Below are 23,694 nucleotides of genomic sequence, written 5' to 3'. Positions count from 1 at the left end.
CCTTCCTTTCTCCTATATTTTCTCGAAAGCTACTACTATCATATCATTCAGCCTTCTACTTCTGCTATCGAATCGAAGGCTTTTTTGCGTTCATCATCTGCTCGATGACACAAGCGGTGATTTCATCTGCTGCGGCCATGCCAGATGCTGCTGTCGGCTCAAGTTCTGGATCAAAGCCTAGAACTTCTCCATGTCTTGGGGCAAAGCCCATATCTGACTGACGAATGAGCCCCGCATCTAACAGGGAATCACCCGCACCATAGACGTATTCTAGCTGCAGCCTGTCCTTTAGAAAAGCAACAGCATCCCACTTATTAAGCGGCTGGGGAATAAAATAAAGCTTCCGTCCCTGAAGAGAAACCTGCCATCCTCTCTCCTCACCCCACAGCTTCAATTCAGCAAGCGGAATGTGAGATAGATACTCCTCTTTCATAATCAAATAAAGGAATCTTCCCTCTGCTGTACGGGTACGCTTCACCCATGCCGCAACTGGAAGCTCGGAGATCGCCCTCAGCATCTCTCTGACTGGCATACACTCCCTAAGTCTCTCATCAACAATGGCCTGCCAATCCTCAAGCGGCTTGCCATGATGAAGAATACAGCCCCCGTTTGTTGTGACAGCATACTCAGGTTTAAGCTCTTGCTCAAAGAAGGTGATTCGTTCATACTGTGCAGTTGTTCTTGTCGTCACTGGAATGAACCAGCCTGATTGATGAATCGTATGCAAAGATTTTTTCGTTTCAACAGACATATAGGAAAGCGGCCTTTCGTCCAGCACCTCAACTAAATCGTACTCTCCTTCATACGCATACTGCTCAAGCACTCGATGTGAGTAAATCAGCGTCCGGTCTAAATCACTGGCAAATGCATATGTCTTCATGACGTTTGCTCCAGCGGACGAATTAATCCACAGCACGTGTAGGACATATTGGCATATTCAATGACAGGAACACCTCTGTCCTCAGCCAAAAGCAAAATATGCTTCAGCTTCTCCTGAGATCCAGGCTGAATTAAGATTTTCCACGGGATTCTTCTAAGCAGCACGCGGGTCGTCTCACCAACACCCGGCTTAATCAAATGGGTATTTTCAATTTGAAACTCCTGACCGATTGCTTCAATGGATGCCATTCCCCGCCAATCTGCCGGCGTCCCCTGCGTAAGGATGGTTTCTGCTTTCTCTTGTACATTTGGTTCAAGGCTGGAAAATGCTTCTTCAATCGTATCCACATACAGATTGGACACATCCTCATCGAGCAGCTCTTTATAATACTTTGCCCCATGGAAATCATCGGCATTGATCCAGCGGTTGTTTAGTACCGTACGACTGACAAGTCCAGACACCGTCGAATTCAGGCAGGCACTTGGAATGAGAAAGTCCTCTCTCGTTCCGTATACATGTGTACAATAGCCGGGGTCTGCCAGCACAGCCAGCTCACTCGAGAGACGTACACCATACTTTTTTTCAAAATCAAAAACAGCTTTTTGGAGCTCTTTCGAAATCGCACCTTTTCCAGTCCATCCATCGATAAAAGCAATTTCAAAACCTGGATGTTCTTTCAGCATATAATGCAGTGCATTCTCGTCTATTCCGCGGTCGCGAATAATAGAGATGCTGTAATGAGGCAGATCGACACCATACGTCTTTCGAATATATCGTTTGATCAGCACCCCGATCGGTGTCCCCGCACGCGCCAAACTGCAAAGCACGGTTTGGAAGCCTCGCTTCTTCACAATCTGTTCTGCTACAACAGCTACTGCTTCTGCTACCTTTTCCTTACTTTCTTCAAGAGATTGATAGAATAAAGTCATATAAGATGCCGTTGGTTTGTACTCAATTGGCAGCATTTCTGAATAATGTGCACCGCTCTGAATTGAACGCTCCCGCTCTTCTGTACTTTTCTCCATCTCAATAGAGGATAAATCTTTGAGTAAGAAGGTTACATCCTGCTCTGGATAGCTCCCCATCTTTGTATACACATTAGCCATTCACCTTCACCTCGTCTGATAAAGTCACAATATGCACATGCTTCACATGCCGCTCAGCAAATAAGTGAACAAGCGGAAGCAATGCCTCCTGAGAAACCTTTTTCTCAAAAAAGAGAAATACATCATCATATTCACCTTTTGGAATGTTGTACACGTAGTGCTGAATTCGGGCATCCTCTGGATTCATAAAGGTAAACCCATTTTGGACAGCGTATCCATCCTTTTCGACTGGGTGAATAGGACTTCTCGTTGTTGAATGAAAGAGAACACCTTGCCCCATGTGTGCAGACAGTCTCATCGGCACATACATCAGCTCACCTGTCCCTAAGCAGAGTGTTTGTTTTCCTTTGCGTTCCTGCCGCAGCCTCAATCCCGCTTCAGCAGCTGCTTGGTCGAGCGCTTCCGTATCTGCTGCCTTTAAACCAAAACGGCCCGTTTCATGTATATATGGCGAATGACCCGCCGAATTCGCTGCATGAGAAAATGAATACGGCACTTGCTTAAAGAAAGATTGAAGAGAGTGAAAAGAGATACTTGGCTGCTTCTCTTGCTCTGCAATCTCATACGAATAAGCTGGCTCATCGAGCGTTTTGCCTCGAAAAATCATCTGCCCTTTTAATAAAGACAATGATGTGATGTGAATTCCAAGCTCCTCTTCAAGCTGGCACATGGCTTTCTCATGCTCCTCCGTCCGCCAGTCCAAAATGGAAAGAATGGTATAAGAATGCCTTGGATACTTTGCATGAAGGTCACGAATGATGTTGATATTGGTACGGCCTGTCGTGACTTCATCATCTACTAACACGATGGGGCGGTCTGTGCGAAGTAATGCTTCGTCTGCATAACAAAGCTGATCTGTTGCATGCGAATGTTCTTCTTCAAATACCAATGACGGATCAAGACCCAGCAGCTGTTCACGTGTCGTATGAATGTATGATGCGCCTTCTATCACATCATACACACCATGTCCAAGGGCTGTTGCCGTTTCCGCAAAGCCGATGACGACAGGCACATTGCCAGCTGAAAGCTTTTCTTCTTTGAGTGTTTCATAGGCTGCCGTTAACACCGTGTGATCATCCGTCTTGAGTGCCTCGACGATAAGATCTTGGTGCGGGGGCGTCTTTCCCGTTTGCGCTTTGGCATATGCCATCGCTAAAAGACCCGAGACAAGAAGCGGTTTTACTGGATGAACAGGAATATGCTTTCCAAGCACCTTACTAACGAATAAAAAGGCTCTTTTTTTGTTCACCCTTGCCGCCATCTCAAAAAGATGCTCTTTTTCCAGCTGAAGCGCACCTTCTTTGAGGTCAAGCTCAACCTCCATATGTTCCAAGATGTTCAGCGTATGCCGCTTCTGATTCTGTGAGTATGTCGATATAGCTTCTATTTTCATGAAACACCCCGTAAATGTCTGACTTAATTAATATGTGCTCTGCCCACCTGTAATGGGGCTTCGTTTCATTCATCTTATTAGAAAAGGCACTCTTCATCACGCCAACTGTACCGTCAGCATGTTCCAGAATGCTTAATGCATCCAAGTACTCTTCCTTTGTCACAACGTACATGCTTTGAACTGGCTTGAGATGTGTTGGATGGATCACTGTCTTTCCATGTATGCCGTTGGCTACATCGAGTCTTGTCTCTTTGAGTAAACCTTGTACGTCATCGAATTCAGATAAGGGCAGCTCACCGCCCTTAGAGAGCGCACGGATGAAAGGTTTTTGCTCCTTTCGTGCAGGGCCAAAATGCTCCCATACAGCACCTGATACAACAAAGGAACGGCCAAAATAATTGATAATATCTGTGATCAAATCAGCAATCAATCTGATTTCATAAATGGTGGTGTCGCGATCACGGCGAATGCCATATAGGCCGCAAAGATCCGTTGCCCCAATACGAATATTCAAAATATATTCTTCATCATTCAGCATGATCTGCTTTAACTCAGACAGCACCGTATATCTTGTTTCTTTTTCTAATAAATCGGGTGTTTCCAAAATGGGCATACCGTACAGCGTTGTCTTCGTTTGTGCGGACGCCTGTTTCAAGCTGTCCAAATAATCCTTCGCATTATGAATAGAACACTTTGGAAATACAAAACCCGTCAATAAACGAAGAGATGAACCAAGCAAAGCTGCCATTTTGAGGAGCTGCTTCGGCGAACGAACCCGGATAAATAAAAGCGGCATTTGTTCAGCCATTTCAGGTGTATGCGTTAATTTGTCCGACAGTTTGGCGAGTTGTACCACTAGATTCTGTTCAGCCATTTCCACTTCTTGATCACCGATGGCATCCTCTAAACAAAATACAACAGAGCAAAGCGCTTCATATTTCTGCGACAGCAGCATGTCTGCTATATCCTGTCTTGTCGCAGGCATATACAAAGTAGCACCTAATGCATGCGCAAGTAAGTGCCTTGGCGTCATCAAATGCATCGCCCCCGGCCGTTTGAAAAAAATATCACGCTGCCTCGCCTCTGATAAAAACTGAAAATACCGCATGCTGTGCCACCTCCTGTTGTTGAGAGAAAATCGAACAAATGACTTGATGATTCAAAAAAGGATGGAGCCGCTAATCAACTCCATTCCTTTTTGATCGTCCTATTCTTCTTTTGAAGCCGCAGCTTCGTTTGTCACTTCTTGATGTTTCTTCTTATTGATTTTATGAACAATAAACGTTCCGATAAATGCTAGGATAATAATCGCAAAGAATACAAGATGCGGGATTTCAATGTGAGCAGCACTCAAGCCCATTTTGATCGCAATGATCCCGATGAGAATAAACGCTGTATTCTCGAGCTCTGGAATACGGTCAATGAGAACAAGGAATAACTGCGCGACTGTACGCATCATGAGAATTCCAAGCATTCCGCCTAATAGTAGAATCCATACTTCCTCAGATACAGCGAATGCTGCAAGAATACTATCAACCGAGAAGGCAAGGTCCATAATTTCAACAGAAATAACGGTTGCCCAGAACACACCAAAGACACGAACCATCCAGCCTTCTTTTTTCAGTTCCTTCGCTTCATCATCGCCGTCACCTAACCAGAAGTGCTTAATAACAAGCCATGCTAAGTAAGCAGCTCCGAGGACCTTAATCCACCAGAACTTAATAAGCAGCATCCCTACGCCAATGAATAGAAAACGGAAGAAATAAGCGCCAATTAATCCGTAGGTTAATGCCTTTTTACGCTGCTTTTCTGGTAAATGTTTCACCATTACAGCTAATACAAGTGCGTTATCTGCAGATAACAATCCTTCAAGCACGACAAGCGTCCCAATAAGCCCCCAAGAGACAGGGTCTGTTAATACCTCTGCCCACATATGCCAATCAAAAAACGAGGCATATGTATCCAACATATGTTTCAAAATGTCCAACTGGTTTTCCTCCTATAAGTGTAGAAGCATCAGCAGGCTTTCGCCTGCTGCTATTCTTGATCGCTGTTTCTTTCTCACTTAGGAAAGGCCCTCATATGAGCTTTTGACAGCACCTCTTGAATTGATTTGTTTCTCTTATTTACACTTCTAACCCATAATTTTGACAAAGAGCTGCAAGTCCGCCAGAGAATCCGCTTCCGATCGCGTTAAACTTCCAATCACTTCCGTGTCGGTACAATTCACATACCACAACAGCTGTTTCAATTGAGAAGTCTTCCCCTAAATCGAAGCGAATCAATTCTTCCCCGCCCTCTTCATTTACAACACGAACAAATGCATTAGAGACTTGTCCAAAATTTTGGCTGCGCGCCTCTGCATCATGGATCGTAACTGTAATTCCGATACGATCAATGTTAGCAGGAATTTTCGAGAAATCAACGAGAATTTGCTCGTCGTCTCCATCTCCCTCACCTGTACGGTTATCACCTGTATGAGTGACACTGCCGCTCGGATGCTGAAGGTTATTATAGAACACAAAATCTGTATCTTGCTGACAACGATTATTTGCATCCACCAAGAAAGCCGAAGCGTCCAAATCAAATTCGGCTCCGCCAGAATATTTATTCGTATCCCAGCCAAGACCGATCATCACTTTCGTCAGCCCTGGGTTGGTTTTGGTTAAATCGACACGTTGTCCTTTTGAAAGCTGAATCGCCATATTCGTATCTCTCCTGTCTTTGAAAATAGGAAGTTATCGTTATCCGATATCTAAGCCAAAGTCCGTTGCAATGCGGGCAAGACCGCCTTGATAGCCTGATCCGACAGCTGAGAATTTCCATTCCCCGCCATGACGGTATAATTCACCTACAATAATGGCTGTCTCAATTGAGAAATCCTCTGCCAAATCGTAGCGAATGAGTTCTTCATTCGATGCTGCATTTAAAATACGTACATATGCGTTAGACACTTGTCCGAAATTTTGACTGCGTGCTTCTGCATCATGAATCGTAATGACAAATGAAATCTTCTCAATACTTGCTGGTACAGCTGCAAGGTCAACATTGACCTGCTCGTCATCTCCGTCCCCTTCGCCAGTGCGGTTATCGCCTGTATGTACGACACTTCCGCCTCCGCCAGTTGTTTGGTTGTAAAAGACAAAGTCAGATGGAGAGCTTGCTTTACCTGCCGCATCTAAAAGGAATACACTTGCGTCTAGATCAAAGTCATGTCCGCCGTCATACTTATTGACGTCCCAGCCAAGACCGACGACTACTTTTGTTAAACCCGGATTCGTTTTTGTTAAATCAATTTTTTGGCCTTTCGCTAAAGAAATTCCCACTAGGAACCTCTCCCTTCTGTTTAAATATAGTTTCTCGTAATATCGGCAAGCTTCGCATCATTTGTACCATTTCCAAGCGCCGCAAACTTCCACTCATTCTCGTGGCGATAAAGTTCTCCGACGATTAACGAAGTTTTTCCTGCATAGTCATCTTTTAAATTATATTTCAATAATTCTTGATTGTTTGAACGATCAACGATGCGAATGTAAGCATTTTGAATCATACCAAAGTGTTGGTTTCTTCTAAGGGCATCATAAATGTTGACGACAAACACCAATTTATTCACATTACCCGGCACCTTGCTCAAGTTGACGAGGACTTGTTCATCATCTCCGTCTCCTTCACCAGTCAGGTTGTCACCTGTATGCTCCACACTGCCGCATTTGCTTTTTAGGTTGCCAAAATAAATCAAATCTTTATTTTCCGTAAACTTATCATTTTTCAGCATGAGCACTGAAGCATCACAGTCAACATCAGCGCCGCCTCCGCCGCCAAACAGCTTCCCTAAAAATCCGCCGCCTTTTGATACAGGGTCCCAGCCAAGTCCAACAAGAATATTTGTTAGCCCTGTTTTCCCTTTTGTTAAATCAATACGTTGACCTTTTTCTAATGTAATCGCCAAATCAATCACTCCTCCAGCATAATAAAAATCTATTTATTAAGCGATGGACCCTATTAAAATCATCATACATGAAAATTCGACAAAATTCATGAAATGACATTGGAGCCTCTTACTCTTTTTTCTATTTACTAGTATATACGATCTATGTTCAATATAGGTTTCAAACACTTTATATTTTTTTAACGAAAGATGCACATTGGAAATGGTTCATATCGTTAATGAAGTGTTTCATGTGAAACATTGTCGAAAGTTCCCGATGAACAGCTCTTGCTGATAACGAGTGTATTGATGTGGTTTCATATGTTGATATAGAAAAGATAAAAGCAAAGGATAAACCCTTTCGTTTCCTTCCACCTATGGATTTCTTTATACTTATATTCAGCATGTTGATGAAAGGATGTTGATGATGCCATCACTTCATATATTAGATCAAGTCGCCATTCCTAAAGGTCAGACAGCGCAGGAGACATTGATTCACACAACGCAGCTGGCTCAGCTGGCTGAAACGCTTGGATATGAACGCTATTGGTTTGCTGAACACCACAGCACAAGAGGGCTCGCTAGTACAGCGCCTGAAATATTAATGGCTCATATTGCGGCTCATACATCAACCTTGCGTACCGGATCTGGCGGCATTTTACTTCCTCAGTACAGTCCTTTTAAAGTAGCAGAGGTCACGCGGCAGCTTGAAGCCCTTTATCCTGGACGGATTGAGATCGGAGTCGGCAAATCTCCGGGCGGGATTGAAAGGACGAGACTCGCTTTGACGGACGGCGTGCATAAAGACCTGTCTCAGTTTGACCGCCAGCTGAAGGACCTTCTTTTTTACTTATCAGACAGCCTGCCTTCTGGCCATCCGCATGCAGGCGTGAAAGCTGCTCCGCTTGTTGATGCTCATCCGCCGGTTTGGCTGCTTGGGCTGGGAGAAAATAGTGCCATGCAGGCGGCGGAGCTTGGAATCAACTATATTTTTGGCCACTTTATCCATCCTGCACGCGGCACACAAGCATTTGAGACGTATCGATCACACTTTTCTCCATCCGTCTTTTCCAGCCAGCCACAATCTATGTTTGCCATCTTTGTCATCTGCGGTGAAACCGATGAAGAAGCAGACAGGATCGCCAGCAGTACAGATTTATGGCTGCTGCGTGTTGAAAAAGGACTGGACAGCCGCGTTCCTTCTATAGAAGAAGCAAATGCCTATCACTACACCACACAGGAAAAGGAAAAAGTGCTGCAAAACCGCCAGCGGATGATTGTCGGCTCAAAGGAAACGGTGAAAGAGCAATTACAGATCTTGATGGACCGCTATCAAACGGATGACATCATGATTCTGAACAATTCCTTTGATCCGATTGAAAAACAACGTTCCTTCAAGAGAATAGCAGAATTATTTTGAAGCCAGCTTTCCAGGCTTCTTTTTTACATTGTCATAAAAAATGGGAAATGTAACATCAAGATGTCAAAATCCTTCCGTCTGTCATCTGATCGCAAATGTGTCTTCTAATCGTTAGCGAACTGTAAACGCATAAGAGGTGTACCTTTTATATAGTAGAGGTACATATTCAATGACCGGTTTACGCCGCTGAGAAAGAAGGAGATGACAGACATGAAAAAGAGACTCGATTGGGTAGATGCAGCTAAAGGAATTGGCATTCTGCTCGTGGTCATGGCGCATGTGCCCATTCCAGATTCGCTCAAGCAATTCATTTACTCTTTTCATATGCCGCTTTTCTTTTTACTATCAGGCATGATGTTTCGATCATCCTCATCCCCTGCTCTGTCATTTATTCAGAAAAAAGCCAAAAGCTTACTCTTGCCCTATCTCTATTTCTCCATCATTACGTATGTATTTTGGTTCTCTGTTACCCGCTTCTTCGCATTCAAGGGACAAACGGATATTGACCCTTTCGTTCCGTTTACAGGTATTTTCATATCCAATGCAGATGAAGCAAGACTCACACATAACCCAGCGATTTGGTTTTTAACAACGCTCTTTTTAGTGGAAATTTTATTTTTCTTTATGCATCGTCTTTCTAAAGGAAAACCCGCTGCCGTGATCTTGCTGACTGTTCTTTGCGGAGGTGCTGGATATGCCTCTACCTTGCTTTTAGATCAAAGTCTTCCTTGGAACGCCAATGTCGCCTTGACAGCTGTTGTGTTTTATTCGATTGGATTTTTAGCAAAGCAATGGTTTGTGGAATTAAAAACAGATCCAACCCTTCTTTTATGTACAGGTCTGCTTGTGCTAACGGCTTACATGCAGAGCTTTAATTCACGGATCGATATGCGCGTCAACGACTACGGTGATCTCTTTATTTTCTATGCATGTGCTCTACTCGGTTCAGCTGCCGTGATTTATTTAAGCTTTAAATTGAAAACTTCCCCTATTTTGACGTATCTAGGGCGAAATTCTATTGTCATTCTTGTCTTGCAGTTTGCCGGCATCGATATCATGAAAGCATTTGTTTTTTATGGACTTGGTATCAATATTGCTGATACAGCACAGCTCTCTTGGACACTTTTTTATACGATCGGCACATTGCTGCTCATGGTGCCATGTATCTCCTTCCTGAGCAAGTATCCGATGCTGCTCGGCAAAACAGCCAAAGCCGCACAACGCTACGGACAAAAAACATCCGCCGGATGAACAGGCGGATGTTTTTTGGATTAATCATTGATTTGAGAAGGATAAAGTGTCATTCCGCCATCCACAAATAAGGTGGTGCCTGTGATATATGCCGCTTCCTTAGAAACGAGGAATGCAGCAGCGGACCCAATCTCCTTCGGTTCACCAAAGGTTCTCATCGGAATTTTCTCAAGCTGCTTTTGTTTTTTCAATTCATCCTGTAAATCATCATTCGATTCGGTTGCCATGGTACCCGGCGCAATCGCGTTGATTCGAATACCTGCTTCGGCATAATCAAGAGCCAGCGTCTTCGTCATCATATTCATTCCGCCCTTTGAAGTGGAATAATGAACATTGAACGGGCGCGGAATTTCCTGATGGACACTGGAAATGTTTAAAATGGACCCTTTGATGTCATGCTCCATCATATAGGCGAGCGCAGCCTTTGCGCCTAAAAATGCACCTGTGATATTCACATCGATGACGTTTTGCCATTGCTCCAGCGTCATCTCATGCGGCAGCGCTTCTTCGCCGTTGAAGCCTGAATTATTGACGAATACATCTACTGTACCGAAATGCTCCAGTGCTGTATCCATGATGGCTTGGATGCCTTCCTCTTTGGAGACATCTGCGTGTACTTTCACCGCCCCACCTCCGTGCTTCTGAATGGCTTGTACGGTCTCTTCAGCTCCATCTTCATCGCCTTTATAGTTCACAACCACATTCATTTCCTCTTGTCCAAACCGCAATGCGATCGCTTGTCCAATTCCTTTTGAAGAGCCTGTGACAATGGCTGTTTTCCCTTTTAAATCTTGATACATCTTTATTTCCTCCATTCACGTGCTTCATCTTGTTGATACACAATGGTTACCCATTTTGGAAAAAACAAAAACACAACCCTCTGTATTCGTACTCTAAGAGGATTGTGCGTTTCATCAAGCTAAAAGGTGTTATAGACATTTTCACACGTTTCGGCGGTTGGCTGATAAAAGCAATGCGACTTATACCTTGCCACAAACGGCTGATTGTACCAAGTCGCCGGACAATCGCCAGGCGGTTTAAAATACCAAAGGCTGAATTTTGCCGGCCAAAAACGTTCTCCGTTAATATTTCTCCGCGCAAGTGTTTTTTCCGTTTCTCGTGCTCGTTGATAAAAGTAACCATGCGTGACCGCTTCGAATGCATGCTCCTGATAAATCATTTGTGGAATCGTACGCAGCCCTTTAAAGTCAGAGCAGTTGGCACGCAAACGATTGATGCCCACGTTTCCTACGAGCAGCATCCCTCGCCTCCCTTCACCTTCTGCCTCTGCTCTCAGCAGTCTGGCCATTAAATCAATATCAGAGCTTGTCGCTCTTACCACTGCCATATATCCACCTCCAGTTCGTTTCTCTTTTATTTTATGTAGTGTTTCTGTGTAGATGACTGCCATTTTTACATGAAAAAGCATGTTCAGTGTCGGCAGCCTGTCTAAATTTGCTGGACATGTGTCTCGCTGCCAACAACACTCAAACCAAGTGACCATATACATAACAGGAAGAAATATTCATTACTATATACTCATTTACAAGTCATAAAAATCCTTCTAATTGCGACATCATCTTCAAAAACAGTCATTTGAACCTATTCAATAATCCGACTCAAAACCTTAAAATATAAAATGTTGAGTTTCTACAGGAGATATCAAATAATAAATTACAAGTTTCTCCTCTCAACTTAGTGTCATTTTTACTACTTGAAGCCAATCAACCTCGGAAACGCACTGAGGTATTGACAGTACTTTCGCTTCATTCTACAGTAAAAAACATACAGTATTTTTCTTTTTGTGCAAAAAGAATGATATGAACTACAGCTTTTCAATGAAATTCACCATAAACCCGAGGAGGAAAACACGCCATGTTTAAAAAGAAATTATCCCTGTTTCTTCTGATCTTGTGTGTAACTGTTGTCGCTGCTGCTTGTAGTGGTGGAAAAGACAAAACAGCTGCGAAAGAAAACGATACCAAAAAATCTCTTGATGCAGCAGAGGTAAAGGTAGAAAGTGCTGAATACACATTACCACCTCAATACGATACATCTGTACAGGATGATCAGTATGTACTAAAAGTGAATGTATCTGTAAAAAATATCAGCAAAGAGCCTCTCAATGTTGATAAAAGCAACTTCACGCTTTACCAAGATGACGCACAGGTATCTACAATCTCTCCAGATGACTATAACGAAGTATTATCTTCAAGCTCTTTAAATGCAGACAAAGTGACTAAAGGCGGTCTTTTCTTTGTTGTTGACAAAGACAAAGATTATCAGCTTGTTTACACAGAGCCAGGAAGCGGATCGAAAAAAGATGACAAAACACTAGAATTCGATATTAAAGGAAAAGACTTAATGAAAAAAGCAGATACACTACAAGCATCTGCAAAAGCTCTTTCTTCTTATATTGATGTGATGATTTTTGGTAAGAAAAACGATGATTTCGAAAAACTAACAGGTGATAACAAATCAACTGTTGTGAACGAATTTGATAAATCATTCAAACAAGGTTACATCACTTCTTCAGGTATTTCTTCTAGCTCAGCGAAGGACGAAAACCTTGATAAGCTACTGAAAGCTGTGAAAGAAACATTAGCTGAAAAATCAAAAGTTTCAACAAAAACAAAATCCATCAGTGGTGATAAAGCTGTCGTGACTGTGACTCTGACACCAATCGATGCAAGTCCGCTTGTCGATCGTTTGAAAGAGAAAGCGACTGAGTTCTACAGCAAAAACCGTTCAGCTTCTTATGATGAAGCGCAAAAATACTTACTATCAATTTACCCAGATGAGTTTAAAAAATTAGGACCATCGTCTTCTGAAGAAACAGTAGAAGTCAACATGAAGAAAAATGATATCGACCAATGGAAACTTGATTTGAACGACTACAAAACAAGCTCATTAGTTGAGAAATTCATCAAGAACTAAAGAAAAACCCCCGATTCCGGGGGTTTTTTGTTATGATTTATCACCTGGTTTGGTGATCGTGAACCCCCTCTATCATCAAAAACCAGAATATAGTCAAGTTATCTTACCCTTGACAACATTTCTTTCTATAATCAGTGTTCCATTTCTTTAGCTTGATCACTATGAGATATTCAATCCTGATTATTCTTTTTTGTACTTAAGATTTTTTTCTGCTTATTTGTGTTAAATATGACATGTAAACTCAAAATAAAAAAAGGTTCTCCTCACTCTTTATTTCTATTGAACTATATTATAAATCTAGCCACTCATTATAAAAGTAAACCATCATTTTCATTCACCCACTCTTTTTCTATTTAAGTTATTCCTTAATAAAACTCTTCGAGATATAAATAATTTCATTTTTATAATGTATTCAAAAAAAGGTTCTTTATACTCATTTTTAAGGTAATTTTAAACTTTTTATCATTATTATTATGCTAGAATTAGTAACCACATCAAAGAGAAAATTTACCATGGAAAATGATCTTGTCTAATAAAATGTCTTAGCTTCTGAAACCTTCGAATGTATAGATACTAATGTGAACTCAATAATATTGTTTATCCAACAATTCAAATCTCAAAATATTATTAGACTACTAGAAGTTAGTTGACAAAAGAGAAAAAAGTTATGTTATCAAATACTCGATTTACAAAAAGAGTTATCTGATGTTGTCGAAAAAATCTTATTTAGAGATACATTAGTGATATCTTTCATGAAAATTCAGAAACATACCAAGACTTATTGGGGGTACGATCGATTATTAAAAAAGGCTAGGAGGAAATGATTATTGAAAGAGTGAGAAGATATGATTGATAAAATTCTAAAGTTAAAGAAATGGTTGATTTTATTTGTTTTTATAATGGTGATTTTATTCTTTGGAGTGTTTAGTTTTTTGCTAAAAGATAATTTAAAAAATGAAACTATTAGTACGAGAGAATTAAATGAAAAAATTAAAGTCGCGGTTTTAGATAGTGGAATAAATAAGAATCATAAAGATTTAAAAGGTAAGATTGTAAAAGAATTTAATCCGATAGATTCATCCATTGAGTCTGAAAATAAATTAAGTCATGGTACATCAATCGCAGGAATAATTACAGCAAACAACACTAACAGTGAAGTTACTGGCGTTACACAAAATGTCGAACTATATTCTGTTAAAGTGATCAAAAATGATGGAAAGATTGAAAGACAGGGTTTTATAGATGGTTTTAAGTGGGCTATATCTCAAAATGTAGATATTATTAATTTAAGTTTAGGTTTTCAAAAGGATTTCCCCGAATTAAGGGAGTTAGTGGACGATGCCGTAAAAAAAGGAATTATTATTGTTGCTGCTAGTGGTAATACTTATGGTTTAAATAGTCAATTTCCAGCTCGCTACGATAATGTTATTTCTGTCGGGGCAATTGATTCAAAGAATAAAGTACCACAATTCTCTGCTATAGGAAAAGTTGATTTTTTTGCCCCCGGTGTTAATGTTTTATCGTTAAATAATAAAGGAGGAAATTCTGTTTATACAGGATCTTCTTATTCGACAGCTTACATAACGGGCGTAATTGCCGATTATCTTTATAAAGAGAAAATTAATAAAGATGAAAAGAGCTTTTCACAGGTTTATACCTATCTGGAGAGTTCATCTACGGAAATGCTGGATAATAAAAGTAAGATTATTCAGGATTTCAATTTTAAAAAATAACGGAGGAATTGTTATATGTGGTTAAAAGTTAAAAGTAAAATTATAATATTACTGGTGTTTTTCTTAGTTGCTAGTCTATTTCCAAACAATCATACCAAGGCAGAAGAAATTGATAATAATATGATTGTTGATGAAGAAGTTGTTTCAGAGATGTTAGAAGATAGTTTATCTGAAGAAAATATTTCTGTTGATAATTTTGAAATATCAAATGATGAATTGGTTTTAGATACTTCAATGAATGACGCGGAAGGAAATAAGGTTGAAGCTACTCTCAATGTAGAACCTGGTGCAGATAGTTTTAATTTAACTACAAGAGAATTCAATGAAGTTGGTGAAGAAATATCAAAGGAATATGAAATAAAAATTAACCAATTTAAAAACGATGAGTTTGAAGCGACTTTTGAAGATGTTGAAACAGAGGAAATTTTCACCTATAATTCAGAGGAAGGTACAGCTTCATTCGCCTTTTTAATACCGGTGGGAATAGCAATAACACCTGCAGTTATGACTGCTTTATTTCATACTGGTGCAGTGATTGTTGTTGCAGGAGCTGGTTATGTAATTGCTACAGAAGCCAACAAGCACAGGTCTAAAAGCAAAAAAAAATATAATCATTATGAAGCTGTTATCCGAGGCGGAGTATATGTTGGAAAAGGACTAAGTAAATCGCAAGCAATCGCTAGAATGAAGTCAAAAAAGGATATTTGGTCTATTTCTTCTAGTCAAGCAGAAGTTGTTGCAGCTGGAGCTAATACAAAAGGTAAACCATTTAAAGAAGTAGATAGATACAAAGGTAAGCCGAAGAAAGGTTATTATTATCACTGGCATCCCTATAAGAGAACTCCAAAGGCTCATTCATTCTACGGAGGTCCTGTTAAATAGTTAATAGAGGTGAATAATGTATAATTACGAAAAGCTATATAAACAATATTTATATAAAAAAGATCAATTGATTTTTACTAAAGAACAAGTCGTTGAAATGATAACGTCTAAATTTAAAGCTAGAGAATTTTCAAAAACAAAGATTTTAGATTTAGTAGATGATGATCACTTTGAATATACTAAGATATTTAAATGTTTTGTCATTGATGATCCGAGTATATTGATTAAATTGTTTTCGAATGAGGAAAAAAAGGATCATCGTGAACAAGTACTTCATAATCGTCTTCATCCGTTAAACCCTAAAAGAGTAAAAGAATGGGAGTATAATCACTTATTGCTTGATGAACAAGAAGGTAGAAGAATTGATATCATTTTAGAAAGTAAAGATGGATTATATGTTTCAGAATTTACCGTAAGAGATAGTTGCGAAAAGCTTAATAGGTATATAAATGCTTTAATTGAAGGTGCACTTATCGAAAATGGGTTAGAAGAATATCCTGATGGTATTCATGACGAGTATTTTCAATTTTATTTAGAGAACTTGGATCAATTCGGTTTCTTAAACTGAAAAATACGATGATCGGCATTCACTTGAAAACGCCCTCTATCAAAGAGGGCGTTTCTTTATTTCGCAAGCATCCATTTCTCTTTCATAAACAAGCTTCTGACGATGACAAACAGGATGAAGACTGCCAAGGCTGAGGAGCCGAGTGTCAGGGCGATGGACATTGGATCGATGATACCAAACATCAATTGCTTACACAGCGCATGAATATTGAGGAATGGGATGGCAAAGTAATACGTATCTAGCTGCGTAGCACCCGCTCTCATGGTAAAGAACATTGGGAGCACACCTAGCGTAATGATCATGGACATGTACGATTGCGCTTCTTTGACTGAACCCGACATCACACTGAGCAGCAATTCAATCATGGATACCATGAAGGAGAAGATGATAAGCGCCGCAAACATGACGCCGATAATGCTCCACATTTGATCACCAAAGTTCAGAGCTTGCTTCAGCTTTTCTGTAAAGAGCAAAGTGGATAGAAGCAGCATCCCGATCGCCACAATTCCACTTAAAATACCGAACATAGAGACAGCGAGCCATTTTCCGATGAGAATCTGGAGTCTGCTGGCCGGCGTCAGGAATAAGGCTTCAATTGATTTTCGGTCTTTTTCACCTGCTACAATATCAAGCGCTGCCGGCAAAGCACCTGAGATCACGGAGGTCACCAAAATCATTGGAAGGAGAATCGACAACAGCATAGCGGTCACTCCGTTTTCCCCTTCATCACCTTCTTCTACATCAACGGACTGCACTTCAAACGGATGAATAACGGACGTATCGATTTGATCCGCTGCTAAGCGCTTCTCGACCACCTGGTTTTGATACTGCTCCAGCAATGATTGCAGCATTTGAACGGTGATCACCGAATCATCATCTGTCGTATATCCATGAATTTTAATGGCGAATGGCTTTTGATGCTTGAGCATATCGCCTGCCTCTTTCGGCATTTCCAGGTAAGCATTTGCCTCCCCATCCTTGACGGCTTGCTGCGGATCATCAAATGTTTCAAGGTTTAGGTTTTTGACCTCTTTGATCATTTGGTTCATTTCGGCAGGAAGCTGTTCATTGATGGCGACTGTATAGGCTTTATCCCCTGGATCTGCAATCATGCTTTCATAAAAGAACACCAGCCCAAGCATGGTCAAAAGAGGAATCAGTACGGTTAAGAGCAACGTTTTTCGATCCCTTAGCGCATCTGTCATTTCTTTCAAAAAGACGGTTTTCCACATTATGAAATCCCCCTAGCGAGCTTCGACATAAAGATATAGTTCAAGTCTTCACTTTGTTCCTGTGCATATAATTCTGGAAGTGTCCCTTTGTAAACAAGCTCTCCTTGATGAATCATCATGACACTGTCACAAAGCTGGCTGACTTCTTCCATGATGTGGCTTGAAAAGAGGATCGTTTTATTTTGCTGCTTGAGCTGATGGATAAAATCTCTGAAAATATTACTCGACGTGATATCTAAGCCTGTTGTCGGCTCATCAAATAAAATAATGTCAGGATCATGAATTAACGTTCTGGCAATCGCCACCTTTTGTTTCATTCCTCTTGAGAATCCTTTCACTTTGCGATCCATGTATTGTCTCATCCCAAAACGCTTTGCCAAATCCTCTATTCTTGCTTTGATTTCATGCTGATCTAAGCCATATAATTTGCCAAAGTATTCAAGGTTTTCTCTTGCCGTCAAACGATCGTAAAGCCCCGTCTCTCCGCCAAACAAGACACCAATCCGCTTTTTCACTTCTGTTGCTTCTTTCACTGTATCAAAGCCTGCGACAGTGACTGTTCCATGTGTAGGCTCTAATAATGTGGCTACGGCGCGCAATAATGTTGTTTTTCCTGCACCATTTTCTCCTAGAATGCCAACGACTTCCCCTTCCTTCACGGAGAACGTCATGTGTTTCATCGCTTTTACGACTTTTTTCTTATCTTTAAACCAGCAGCTGCAATCGCTGAGAGTAATCATGTGGTTCGCCCCTTTCAACTTTCTAAGTCTATGATAGAAAAAATAACGCTTGCCTGATATAAAAATGTCGCGAAACGTCCTTTTTCTGTCTTGAAATGATCTATTTCAAAAAAACAAATGGTAAAATAGACAAATAATAAGAATGGTCATAGGTGATTTTTATGATAAAAGTAGGTCTCGTCGACGATTACCGAGTAGATTTAGAAAAGCTGCACGCCATTGTAGGCAGGATGGAGGCTGTGGACATCGTCTTTGTCACGCAGTCAGCAGAGGATGCATATGAGAAGGTTAAAAAAGGAGACATTGATCTGTTGTTCGCTGACATTGAAATGCCTGGAATGTCCGGCTATGAATTAGCGGACCTCATTCACTCTCACGCACTGAATGTCGATGTGGTCTTTGTGACAGGAAACAGTGGATATGCGGTCCATGCGTTTGATTTGAATGTACATGATTATATTATGAAGCCCTACCAAGCTGATCGAATTGCCAAATGCTTAGAGCGTTATATGTCCACCAAGCAGGAGAAGAGCATTCATGGACGGCTTCTCATTAAGCAGCAGTCAGATATTCATGTGCTCCAGAAAAAGGATGTTATTTTTGTTGAGCGAACAGGCCGGTCAACAACTATCGTAACAACGACAGGAGATATCCAGACCTATCAGACATTAAATGAGCTAAAAGGCGATCTGGCTGAAAAGGATTTTATCCGCTCCCACCGATCGTTTATTATCAATATTCATTACATTAAAAATTTCTCGGCGTATGCTAAAAATTCGTATATCGTGTCTTTTGAAGGGACAGATAAAAAAGCCATGATGACCAAGCAGCAATTAGAATTCTTTAAGAAATACTATTTTTAAGGAGAACGAACGTGAACGCTTTCTATCTTGGATTTCGCATTTATGCCCTCATATGGTTAGGTCTTGCGTTTCATGCAGCTGCTGAAGCCTTTCTGCCGTTACCATCCATTGTGTTGTGGCTTCTTACCTTTTGCACGATGTGTGTTTATACATTTTTCATGTACAAAAGATTTTTGCCTCATACGAGTGGTGATGTGATATTAGGCGCTTTTGTACTCATCACCTGCGCAGGTCTTTTGCTGTTTGTAACGCAACCGAATGGGCTGACCTATCTTTTGGCGCTCATCATGATGGTGACAGTTGATATCCTCTCATTGAAGGTGATGCAGACAGAAAAACAGTTAAATGGACGGCTTCAAGAGCTCATAAAAGCAGAATCAAGAACCAACGAATTACTTCTTGAGATGCGCAGTAAACATCATGAAACAGCCAGACATTTAAATGCCTTTTCCTCGTCGAACGACGAGCGTGAGATCAAAGATTTGATTCAGCAATACGTCAAACATTTCCCATGGATGAAAGGCGAAAATGCATATTTAGCCTCAACTCTACATTCCTTTTTGGAGCGGGCTGAGAAAGAGGACATTGCACTTTCACTAGACCTTCAAGCACCCTTTTCATCGCTTCCTTTTTCAAAGGCGGATCAGGTTAGTTTTACTGGCAACCTGCTTGATAATGCTCTAGATGCAGCAATTGAAGCGAAGCAAGCCGGAAAAGAGGGCAGCATCTCAGTCACAACCTCTATTCGGAGCGGGCTATTTTTAATCCATTGTGAAAACAGCACAAAAGGTATAGAAAAACACGTGCTAGATCATTTATTCAAAACTTTTGGCCGTTCGACAAAAGGCGGCGATCATCAAGGCATGGGGACGTATATCATTCAACAGCTTGTTGAAAAGGCAGACGGTACACTTGATTTCACTTACCGTTCTCCAAATTTGCGGCTCGTCATCAAAATCCCTCTCACCATGTCATAAAAAAAGGTGCATAGCTGCACCTTTTTTTAGTGTTAAGAGAAGATCTTATCGATTTGATTGATTTCCTCTTCTGTTAATTGAACATCGTTTGTTTTTAGATTTTGCAGCACTTGGTCTGCTCGTTTTGCCCCTGGAATAATAGCATCAATGCCATCCTGCGCTAAGAGCCAAGCGAGTGCGACGTGTGCTGTTTCTGCATTCTTTGATTGAGCAATGGCTTTCAGCTTGTCTACTTTTTCGAGATTTGAAAGGAAAGCATCGCCTTGGAAAAGCGGGTCCTTTGCTCGAATATCATCAAATGTCGCATCTTTTGTAAATTTCCCAGTCAACAAGCCTGATGCCAATGGGAAATAAGGAATAAAGGAAATACCATGCTCGACGCAGTATGGAAGAAGATCCTGCTCTGCCTGACGTTTCAGTAGAGAATACTCTGATTGAAGCACGTCTAAGTAGCCATCTCGGTTAAAGGCTTGAAGCTGTTCAAAATCAAGGTTTGATGCACCGATTGCCCTGATTTTCCCTTCGTCCTTCAATTCCTTTAATGTGCCTGCTACTTCTTCGAGCGGCGTACGTCCATCTGGGAAATGCATATAGTACAAATCAATATAATCTGTTTGCAGTCGTTTCAGGCTATTTTCAACCTGCTCTCTTAAGAAATCACGGCTGTTATCAAGTTCAATTTGCCCGTTTACTTCCTTATGAGCTCCTTTTGTCGCAAGGACAAGCTTTTCTCTGCCGCCTCTTTTGGCAATGATCTCACCGATTAATTCCTCTGAACGGCCCAGCCCATAAATAAAAGCAGAATCTAAGAAATTGACACCTTGATCAAGAGCGGTCTCCACAAGCTCCCGTCCAGCATCCTCACTAAGATTCGGGAATAAATTATGCCCGCCTACTGCATTCGTACCAAGCCCTATCGGATTTACCTGCAAATCAGTTCGTCCAAGCGTTACCTTTTTCAAAAGCTCATCTCCCTTATCTACATAATCATCCTTATTTTCCCACGAATCATTTCCAACATTCAAGTATACCGCTCTCTAAAAATCAACCTGCAGGTGGACGCTGTGAAAATAGAAGATGCGTATGATGAAGATAGACTAAAACGAAAAGGAGATCTTCTCATGACCATTCAAATTGTCATCATTATGATTATTCTGCTTTTAAGAACGGGCAAGGAAAAAGAAATCCGCCCCATCAGGCTTCTCATAGGACCGCTCATTTTATTAGGCACACTCTTTTATTCCTTTACCCAGCATATTGAAATTACGGCGATGAGCCTGCTTGCAATGATTGTCTTTGCACTCACAGGTTTTGCAATCGGGCTATGGAGAGGTAAACTATACAAAGTAACATATGATCAACAGTCGGGGCGTATCACCGCCGCCAGCTCACTCTATGGAACACTTTTTTTCATCGGAATCATCCTTATCCGGATGACAGTAGGTTCAATTGTACAGGATGGCGGTCATTCCCTGCTTATTTTCGCAAATGGCCTGACATTCCTTCCAATCGGCAGTATGATCGGATTACGTTTTATTCTTTTAAAAAAATATATGAACATCAAGGCATCTGCTGCTATAAACTGACAGACAGGAGTTTTTGATATGAACCTTCAGCAGCCGCTCAAGCTTTTAGGTCAAATAAGGCGAAAATTCGTATTAGGCCTTGTATTGATCTATATGTATATTCAAATGTATGAGCCCCTTTCAATAGGCGAATTGGTGTTTCGAACCTTCGTCTATTTGGTGTTTCTCCTTTGTCTTTTTCCAAAAAGCAAGCTGTCACCTAAAAAGCAATTTTCTATGCTCTTCTTAATGTGGATTCTGACACATCTCTTGTGGCTGGTGACAGGTCAGATTCAAGACAGTATTGGGCTGACCTTTTTTATGATTGGCTTTATCGCTTTTCGTTTTTCAGAGGCGCATCACCCCTATCTATTTGCTATCATCTTTTTCACTAGTGGGATCAGCTATTATGTAAACAATTTTTCTTGGAACATGGTGATCACTCTCCCGCTATTCCAGCTGCTTGTGTATACACTTGTTTTGATTTCTAGAATGCGGCGGCGTGAACAGGAATTAAAGGAAGAACACTTCGGAGAATTGCAATTGGTTCACAAGGAATTATCAGAAGCCCATGAACAATTGAAAAAGGCGCATATGGAGCTTGAAGAAGCGACCGTTCAATCTCTCCAATTTGCAGTGCTGGAGGAGCGAAGCAGAATTGCACGTGACCTGCATGACAGCATCGGACACCAATTAACCTCGATGATTGTCCAGCTGCAGTCTTTGCCCTACCGTTTAAAGCAGGAAGAACCAGAGCAGATGGAGCAGACGTTTCAGGAGCTGATCAATATTTCCAAAAATTGTCTCACCGAGGTTCGTTCTGTGGTTCATCATATGGCGTCAGATGATGCAGGTCTCGGACTTGCCGGACTTCGCAGCCTCATCAAGCAAGGAGAGATATCGGGTGAGCTTGACATTCACTTTCATACAGAGCAGCTTACGTATAAAAAATGGCCGCTCTCCGTTTCTGAACTGCTTTACCGCATTTTACAAGAAGCCATCACCAATACAATTCGCCATGCCAAGGCGACCGCGATGACCATTACACTATATAACCACCAGCATGAGCTGATGATGAACATTGAAGACGATGGATATTTGACCAGCGAAAAAGATCTTTCATTTGGCTTTGGGCTGTCAGGCATGAAGGCACGGTGTGACGCAGCAGGCGGTTCCCTCAAGACGTCCATACGCGAGCCGCACGGCTTCTGTATTCATATTCAAATTCCTATCAAGGAGGACTCCAAGGCATGACAAACCCTATTAAGATTGGCATTATTGATGATCAGCCGCTGATCCGCCAAGGATTTCGTTATATTGCAAGCGCTCAAGAGGATATTAACGTCATATGGGAGGCGTCAGACGGTCAGGAGGCGGTTGCGCTTTGCTCGACCAACACTCCAGACGTACTGCTGATGGATGTACAAATGCCTGGAATGGATGGCATCACAGCAACAGAGCACATTTTAAAAAAGCATCCAGATGTAAAAGTTGTGATTCTCACGACCTTTGATACGGAAGAATACGTCTTTGACGGAATTCGTGCAGGGGCAGTCGGTTATTTGCTGAAGGATACAATGCCTGAGGAATTAATTGAGGCCATCCGCACCGCCTTTGCTGGTGAATCTGTCTTTCGAACGGCAGCCTCTGAGCACATGATGGCACGAGCTCTTCAGCAGGCAAATGATACACATCACACTCATCTGCTTCACGAATCATTCACAGAACGTGAACGCGATGTATTACAGCAAATGGCCTATGGCTTAAAGAATGAAGACATTGCTGATCAATTATTTATCAGCAAAAGTACGGTAAAAACGCATGTGCACCGTATTTTACAAAAGCTCAATGCACAAGACCGTACACAGGCTGTCGTCTTCGCCATCCGGCACCGCCTCGTGAAATAAAAACTACCTTCACTTCAAGATTTTTATACAAAAAACATTTAAAACCTAAAATAAATCTATAAATCAATACTTATTAACTAGTATATTGTGCTTATTTAATTCCTTGTTTTATAGATGATTGTGTTAAAAATGATCAAAAATAGGGACTAAAACCTATTCCTCATCATGAATGAATTTCGATAGAATGAATAGTGCAAATCGTCATTAGGATATTTTCCCCTTTAACACCCGAATATACCATTCTATCTGTTTCTTTTTTCTTAGTCAGATAGCGGGAATGAAATGACGAAAGAAAAGCAAAGGAGCATCAAC

The 23,694-nt window shown here is 41.1% G+C and carries 24 protein-coding genes; 11 read left to right on the top strand and 13 right to left on the bottom strand.

The window, feature by feature from the left end:
• Positions 1-64: 64 nt before the first annotated feature.
• The 8 genes from NSS65_RS01660 to NSS65_RS01625 form a co-directional block, all read right to left on the bottom strand.
• Positions 65-880 (bottom strand): HAD family hydrolase, encoded by an 816-nt coding sequence (locus NSS65_RS01660; protein ID WP_120208450.1) that lies wholly within the window; start codon positions 878-880, stop codon positions 65-67.
• The gene (locus tag NSS65_RS01655; protein ID WP_046313744.1) at positions 877-1,986 is read right to left on the bottom strand and encodes a cysteine protease StiP family protein; all 1,110 of its coding nucleotides are present in this window, start codon (positions 1,984-1,986) and stop codon (positions 877-879) included. The genes NSS65_RS01660 and NSS65_RS01655 overlap by 4 nt, the downstream gene beginning before the upstream one ends.
• Positions 1,979-3,310, bottom strand: coding sequence for a phosphoribosyltransferase family protein (locus tag NSS65_RS01650; RefSeq protein WP_144496797.1), 1,332 nt, complete (start codon positions 3,308-3,310; stop codon positions 1,979-1,981). Before NSS65_RS01650 ends, NSS65_RS01655 begins: the two co-directional genes overlap by 8 nt.
• Entirely contained in the window at positions 3,300-4,487 is a 1,188-nt protein-coding gene (locus tag NSS65_RS01645; protein WP_111927571.1) for an HpcH/HpaI aldolase/citrate lyase family protein, read from the bottom strand. Before NSS65_RS01645 ends, NSS65_RS01650 begins: the two co-directional genes overlap by 11 nt.
• Positions 4,488-4,586: 99 nt before the next feature.
• Complete coding sequence (locus tag NSS65_RS01640) at positions 4,587-5,366, bottom strand: TerC family protein (protein ID WP_034283214.1); 780 nt, start codon at positions 5,364-5,366, stop codon at positions 4,587-4,589.
• Between the two features lie 139 nt (positions 5,367-5,505).
• Positions 5,506-6,084 carry a TerD family protein gene (locus NSS65_RS01635; protein ID WP_007498343.1) on the bottom strand — a complete coding sequence of 193 codons (579 nt, stop codon included), beginning with the start codon at positions 6,082-6,084 and terminating at the stop codon, positions 5,506-5,508.
• Between the two features lie 39 nt (positions 6,085-6,123).
• Complete coding sequence (locus NSS65_RS01630) at positions 6,124-6,705, bottom strand: TerD family protein (protein ID WP_039176267.1); 582 nt, start codon at positions 6,703-6,705, stop codon at positions 6,124-6,126.
• A gap of 20 nt (positions 6,706-6,725) precedes the next feature.
• Positions 6,726-7,328 (bottom strand): TerD family protein, encoded by a 603-nt coding sequence (locus tag NSS65_RS01625; protein WP_061110417.1) that lies wholly within the window; start codon positions 7,326-7,328, stop codon positions 6,726-6,728.
• 406 nt (positions 7,329-7,734) lie between these two features.
• Here NSS65_RS01625 and NSS65_RS01620 point away from each other — a divergent pair, with 406 nt between their 5' ends.
• Together NSS65_RS01620 and NSS65_RS01615 are read left to right on the top strand one after the other, a co-directional pair.
• Entirely contained in the window at positions 7,735-8,727 is a 993-nt protein-coding gene (locus NSS65_RS01620) for an LLM class flavin-dependent oxidoreductase (protein WP_034283209.1), read from the top strand.
• Positions 8,728-8,937: 210 nt separating this feature from the next.
• Positions 8,938-9,978: an acyltransferase family protein gene (locus NSS65_RS01615; RefSeq protein ID WP_098677396.1), complete on the top strand. Its 1,041-nt coding sequence runs from the start codon at positions 8,938-8,940 to the stop codon at positions 9,976-9,978.
• A gap of 20 nt (positions 9,979-9,998) precedes the next feature.
• On the opposite strand, the gene NSS65_RS01610 is transcribed toward NSS65_RS01615, so the two are convergent.
• Together NSS65_RS01610 and NSS65_RS01605 are read right to left on the bottom strand one after the other, a co-directional pair.
• A complete protein-coding gene (locus NSS65_RS01610) occupies positions 9,999-10,778 on the bottom strand; it encodes a glucose 1-dehydrogenase (RefSeq protein WP_034283207.1) in 780 nt (259 codons plus the stop codon).
• A 119-nt stretch (positions 10,779-10,897) separates the two neighbouring features.
• Positions 10,898-11,326, bottom strand: a complete 429-nt coding sequence (locus tag NSS65_RS01605) for a cell wall hydrolase (protein WP_024424361.1) — start codon at positions 11,324-11,326, stop codon at positions 10,898-10,900.
• 527 nt (positions 11,327-11,853) lie between these two features.
• Between NSS65_RS01605 and NSS65_RS01600 the strand changes: the two genes are divergently transcribed.
• The 4 genes from NSS65_RS01600 (at position 11,854) to NSS65_RS01585 (ending at position 16,098) form a co-directional block, all read left to right on the top strand.
• Positions 11,854-12,915 carry a DUF4352 domain-containing protein gene (locus tag NSS65_RS01600; RefSeq protein ID WP_024424362.1) on the top strand — a complete coding sequence of 354 codons (1,062 nt, stop codon included), beginning with the start codon at positions 11,854-11,856 and terminating at the stop codon, positions 12,913-12,915.
• An 845-nt stretch (positions 12,916-13,760) separates the two neighbouring features.
• The gene (locus NSS65_RS01595) at positions 13,761-14,648 is read left to right on the top strand and encodes a S8 family serine peptidase (protein WP_052470340.1); all 888 of its coding nucleotides are present in this window, start codon (positions 13,761-13,763) and stop codon (positions 14,646-14,648) included.
• Positions 14,649-14,663: 15 nt separating this feature from the next.
• Complete coding sequence (locus NSS65_RS01590) at positions 14,664-15,530, top strand: SAR2788 family putative toxin (protein ID WP_326134914.1); 867 nt, start codon at positions 14,664-14,666, stop codon at positions 15,528-15,530.
• Between the two features lie 16 nt (positions 15,531-15,546).
• Entirely contained in the window at positions 15,547-16,098 is a 552-nt protein-coding gene (locus NSS65_RS01585; RefSeq protein ID WP_326134913.1) for a hypothetical protein, read from the top strand.
• Between the two features lie 56 nt (positions 16,099-16,154).
• Here the strand turns inward: NSS65_RS01585 and NSS65_RS01580 are convergent, their stop codons facing one another.
• Together NSS65_RS01580 and NSS65_RS01575 are read right to left on the bottom strand one after the other, a co-directional pair.
• Positions 16,155-17,330 (bottom strand): ABC transporter permease, encoded by a 1,176-nt coding sequence (locus NSS65_RS01580; protein WP_326134912.1) that lies wholly within the window; start codon positions 17,328-17,330, stop codon positions 16,155-16,157.
• Positions 17,330-18,070, bottom strand: a complete 741-nt coding sequence (locus NSS65_RS01575) for an ATP-binding cassette domain-containing protein (protein WP_025092774.1) — start codon at positions 18,068-18,070, stop codon at positions 17,330-17,332. The genes NSS65_RS01580 and NSS65_RS01575 overlap by 1 nt, the downstream gene beginning before the upstream one ends.
• 161 nt (positions 18,071-18,231) lie before the next feature.
• On the opposite strand from NSS65_RS01575, the gene NSS65_RS01570 reads away from it, so the two are divergent.
• On the top strand, positions 18,232-18,933 hold the full coding sequence (locus NSS65_RS01570) for a LytTR family DNA-binding domain-containing protein (RefSeq protein ID WP_025092773.1): 702 nt from the start codon (positions 18,232-18,234) through the stop codon (positions 18,931-18,933).
• Between the two features lie 11 nt (positions 18,934-18,944).
• The gene (locus NSS65_RS01565) at positions 18,945-19,910 is read left to right on the top strand and encodes a GHKL domain-containing protein (protein WP_326134909.1); all 966 of its coding nucleotides are present in this window, start codon (positions 18,945-18,947) and stop codon (positions 19,908-19,910) included.
• A 32-nt stretch (positions 19,911-19,942) separates the two neighbouring features.
• Here the strand turns inward: NSS65_RS01565 and NSS65_RS01560 are convergent, their stop codons facing one another.
• Entirely contained in the window at positions 19,943-20,872 is a 930-nt protein-coding gene (locus NSS65_RS01560) for an aldo/keto reductase (RefSeq protein ID WP_024424368.1), read from the bottom strand.
• 102 nt (positions 20,873-20,974) lie between these two features.
• Here NSS65_RS01560 and NSS65_RS01555 point away from each other — a divergent pair, with 102 nt between their 5' ends.
• From NSS65_RS01555 to NSS65_RS01545, 3 genes are read left to right on the top strand one after another with little or no spacing between them, the layout of a single operon-like run.
• Entirely contained in the window at positions 20,975-21,496 is a 522-nt protein-coding gene (locus NSS65_RS01555; RefSeq protein WP_326134908.1) for a DUF1453 domain-containing protein, read from the top strand.
• 18 nt (positions 21,497-21,514) lie between these two features.
• Entirely contained in the window at positions 21,515-22,729 is a 1,215-nt protein-coding gene (locus NSS65_RS01550) for a sensor histidine kinase (RefSeq protein ID WP_326134907.1), read from the top strand.
• The gene (locus tag NSS65_RS01545; protein WP_061110424.1) at positions 22,726-23,382 is read left to right on the top strand and encodes a response regulator transcription factor; all 657 of its coding nucleotides are present in this window, start codon (positions 22,726-22,728) and stop codon (positions 23,380-23,382) included. Before NSS65_RS01550 ends, NSS65_RS01545 begins: the two co-directional genes overlap by 4 nt.
• Positions 23,383-23,694: the final 312 nt, after the last annotated feature.

The sequence above is a fragment of the Bacillus sp. FSL K6-1006 genome (assembly GCF_038593175.1).
GTDB lineage: Bacteria > Bacillota > Bacilli > Bacillales > Bacillaceae > Bacillus > Bacillus safensis.
This window is presented reverse-complemented; position numbering and strand designations above follow the sequence as displayed.

Bases quoted from the DNA above. Each gene is read 5' to 3' on its own strand.
- NSS65_RS01545 (WP_061110424.1), top strand. From the start codon at position 22,726: ATGACAAACCCTATTAAGATTGGCATTATTGATGATCAGCCGCTGATC.
- NSS65_RS01590 (WP_326134914.1), top strand. From the start codon at position 14,664: ATGTGGTTAAAAGTTAAAAGTAAAATTATAATATTACTGGTGTTTTTC.
- NSS65_RS01570 (WP_025092773.1), top strand. From the start codon at position 18,232: ATGATAAAAGTAGGTCTCGTCGACGATTACCGAGTAGATTTAGAAAAG.
- NSS65_RS01595 (WP_052470340.1), top strand. From the start codon at position 13,761: ATGATTGATAAAATTCTAAAGTTAAAGAAATGGTTGATTTTATTTGTT.
- NSS65_RS01585 (WP_326134913.1), top strand. From the start codon at position 15,547: ATGTATAATTACGAAAAGCTATATAAACAATATTTATATAAAAAAGAT.
- NSS65_RS01620 (WP_034283209.1), top strand. From the start codon at position 7,735: ATGCCATCACTTCATATATTAGATCAAGTCGCCATTCCTAAAGGTCAG.
- NSS65_RS01550 (WP_326134907.1), top strand. From the start codon at position 21,515: ATGAACCTTCAGCAGCCGCTCAAGCTTTTAGGTCAAATAAGGCGAAAA.
- NSS65_RS01635 (WP_007498343.1), bottom strand. From the start codon at position 6,084: ATGGCGATTCAGCTTTCAAAAGGACAACGTGTCGATTTAACCAAAACC.
- NSS65_RS01645 (WP_111927571.1), bottom strand. From the start codon at position 4,487: ATGCGGTATTTTCAGTTTTTATCAGAGGCGAGGCAGCGTGATATTTTT.
- NSS65_RS01655 (WP_046313744.1), bottom strand. From the start codon at position 1,986: ATGGCTAATGTGTATACAAAGATGGGGAGCTATCCAGAGCAGGATGTA.
- NSS65_RS01660 (WP_120208450.1), bottom strand. From the start codon at position 880: ATGAAGACATATGCATTTGCCAGTGATTTAGACCGGACGCTGATTTAC.
- NSS65_RS01650 (WP_144496797.1), bottom strand. From the start codon at position 3,310: ATGGAGGTTGAGCTTGACCTCAAAGAAGGTGCGCTTCAGCTGGAAAAA.
- NSS65_RS01600 (WP_024424362.1), top strand. From the start codon at position 11,854: ATGTTTAAAAAGAAATTATCCCTGTTTCTTCTGATCTTGTGTGTAACT.
- NSS65_RS01580 (WP_326134912.1), bottom strand. From the start codon at position 17,330: ATGTGGAAAACCGTCTTTTTGAAAGAAATGACAGATGCGCTAAGGGAT.
- NSS65_RS01610 (WP_034283207.1), bottom strand. From the start codon at position 10,778: ATGTATCAAGATTTAAAAGGGAAAACAGCCATTGTCACAGGCTCTTCA.
- NSS65_RS01605 (WP_024424361.1), bottom strand. From the start codon at position 11,326: ATGGCAGTGGTAAGAGCGACAAGCTCTGATATTGATTTAATGGCCAGA.
- NSS65_RS01575 (WP_025092774.1), bottom strand. From the start codon at position 18,070: ATGATTACTCTCAGCGATTGCAGCTGCTGGTTTAAAGATAAGAAAAAA.
- NSS65_RS01615 (WP_098677396.1), top strand. From the start codon at position 8,938: ATGAAAAAGAGACTCGATTGGGTAGATGCAGCTAAAGGAATTGGCATT.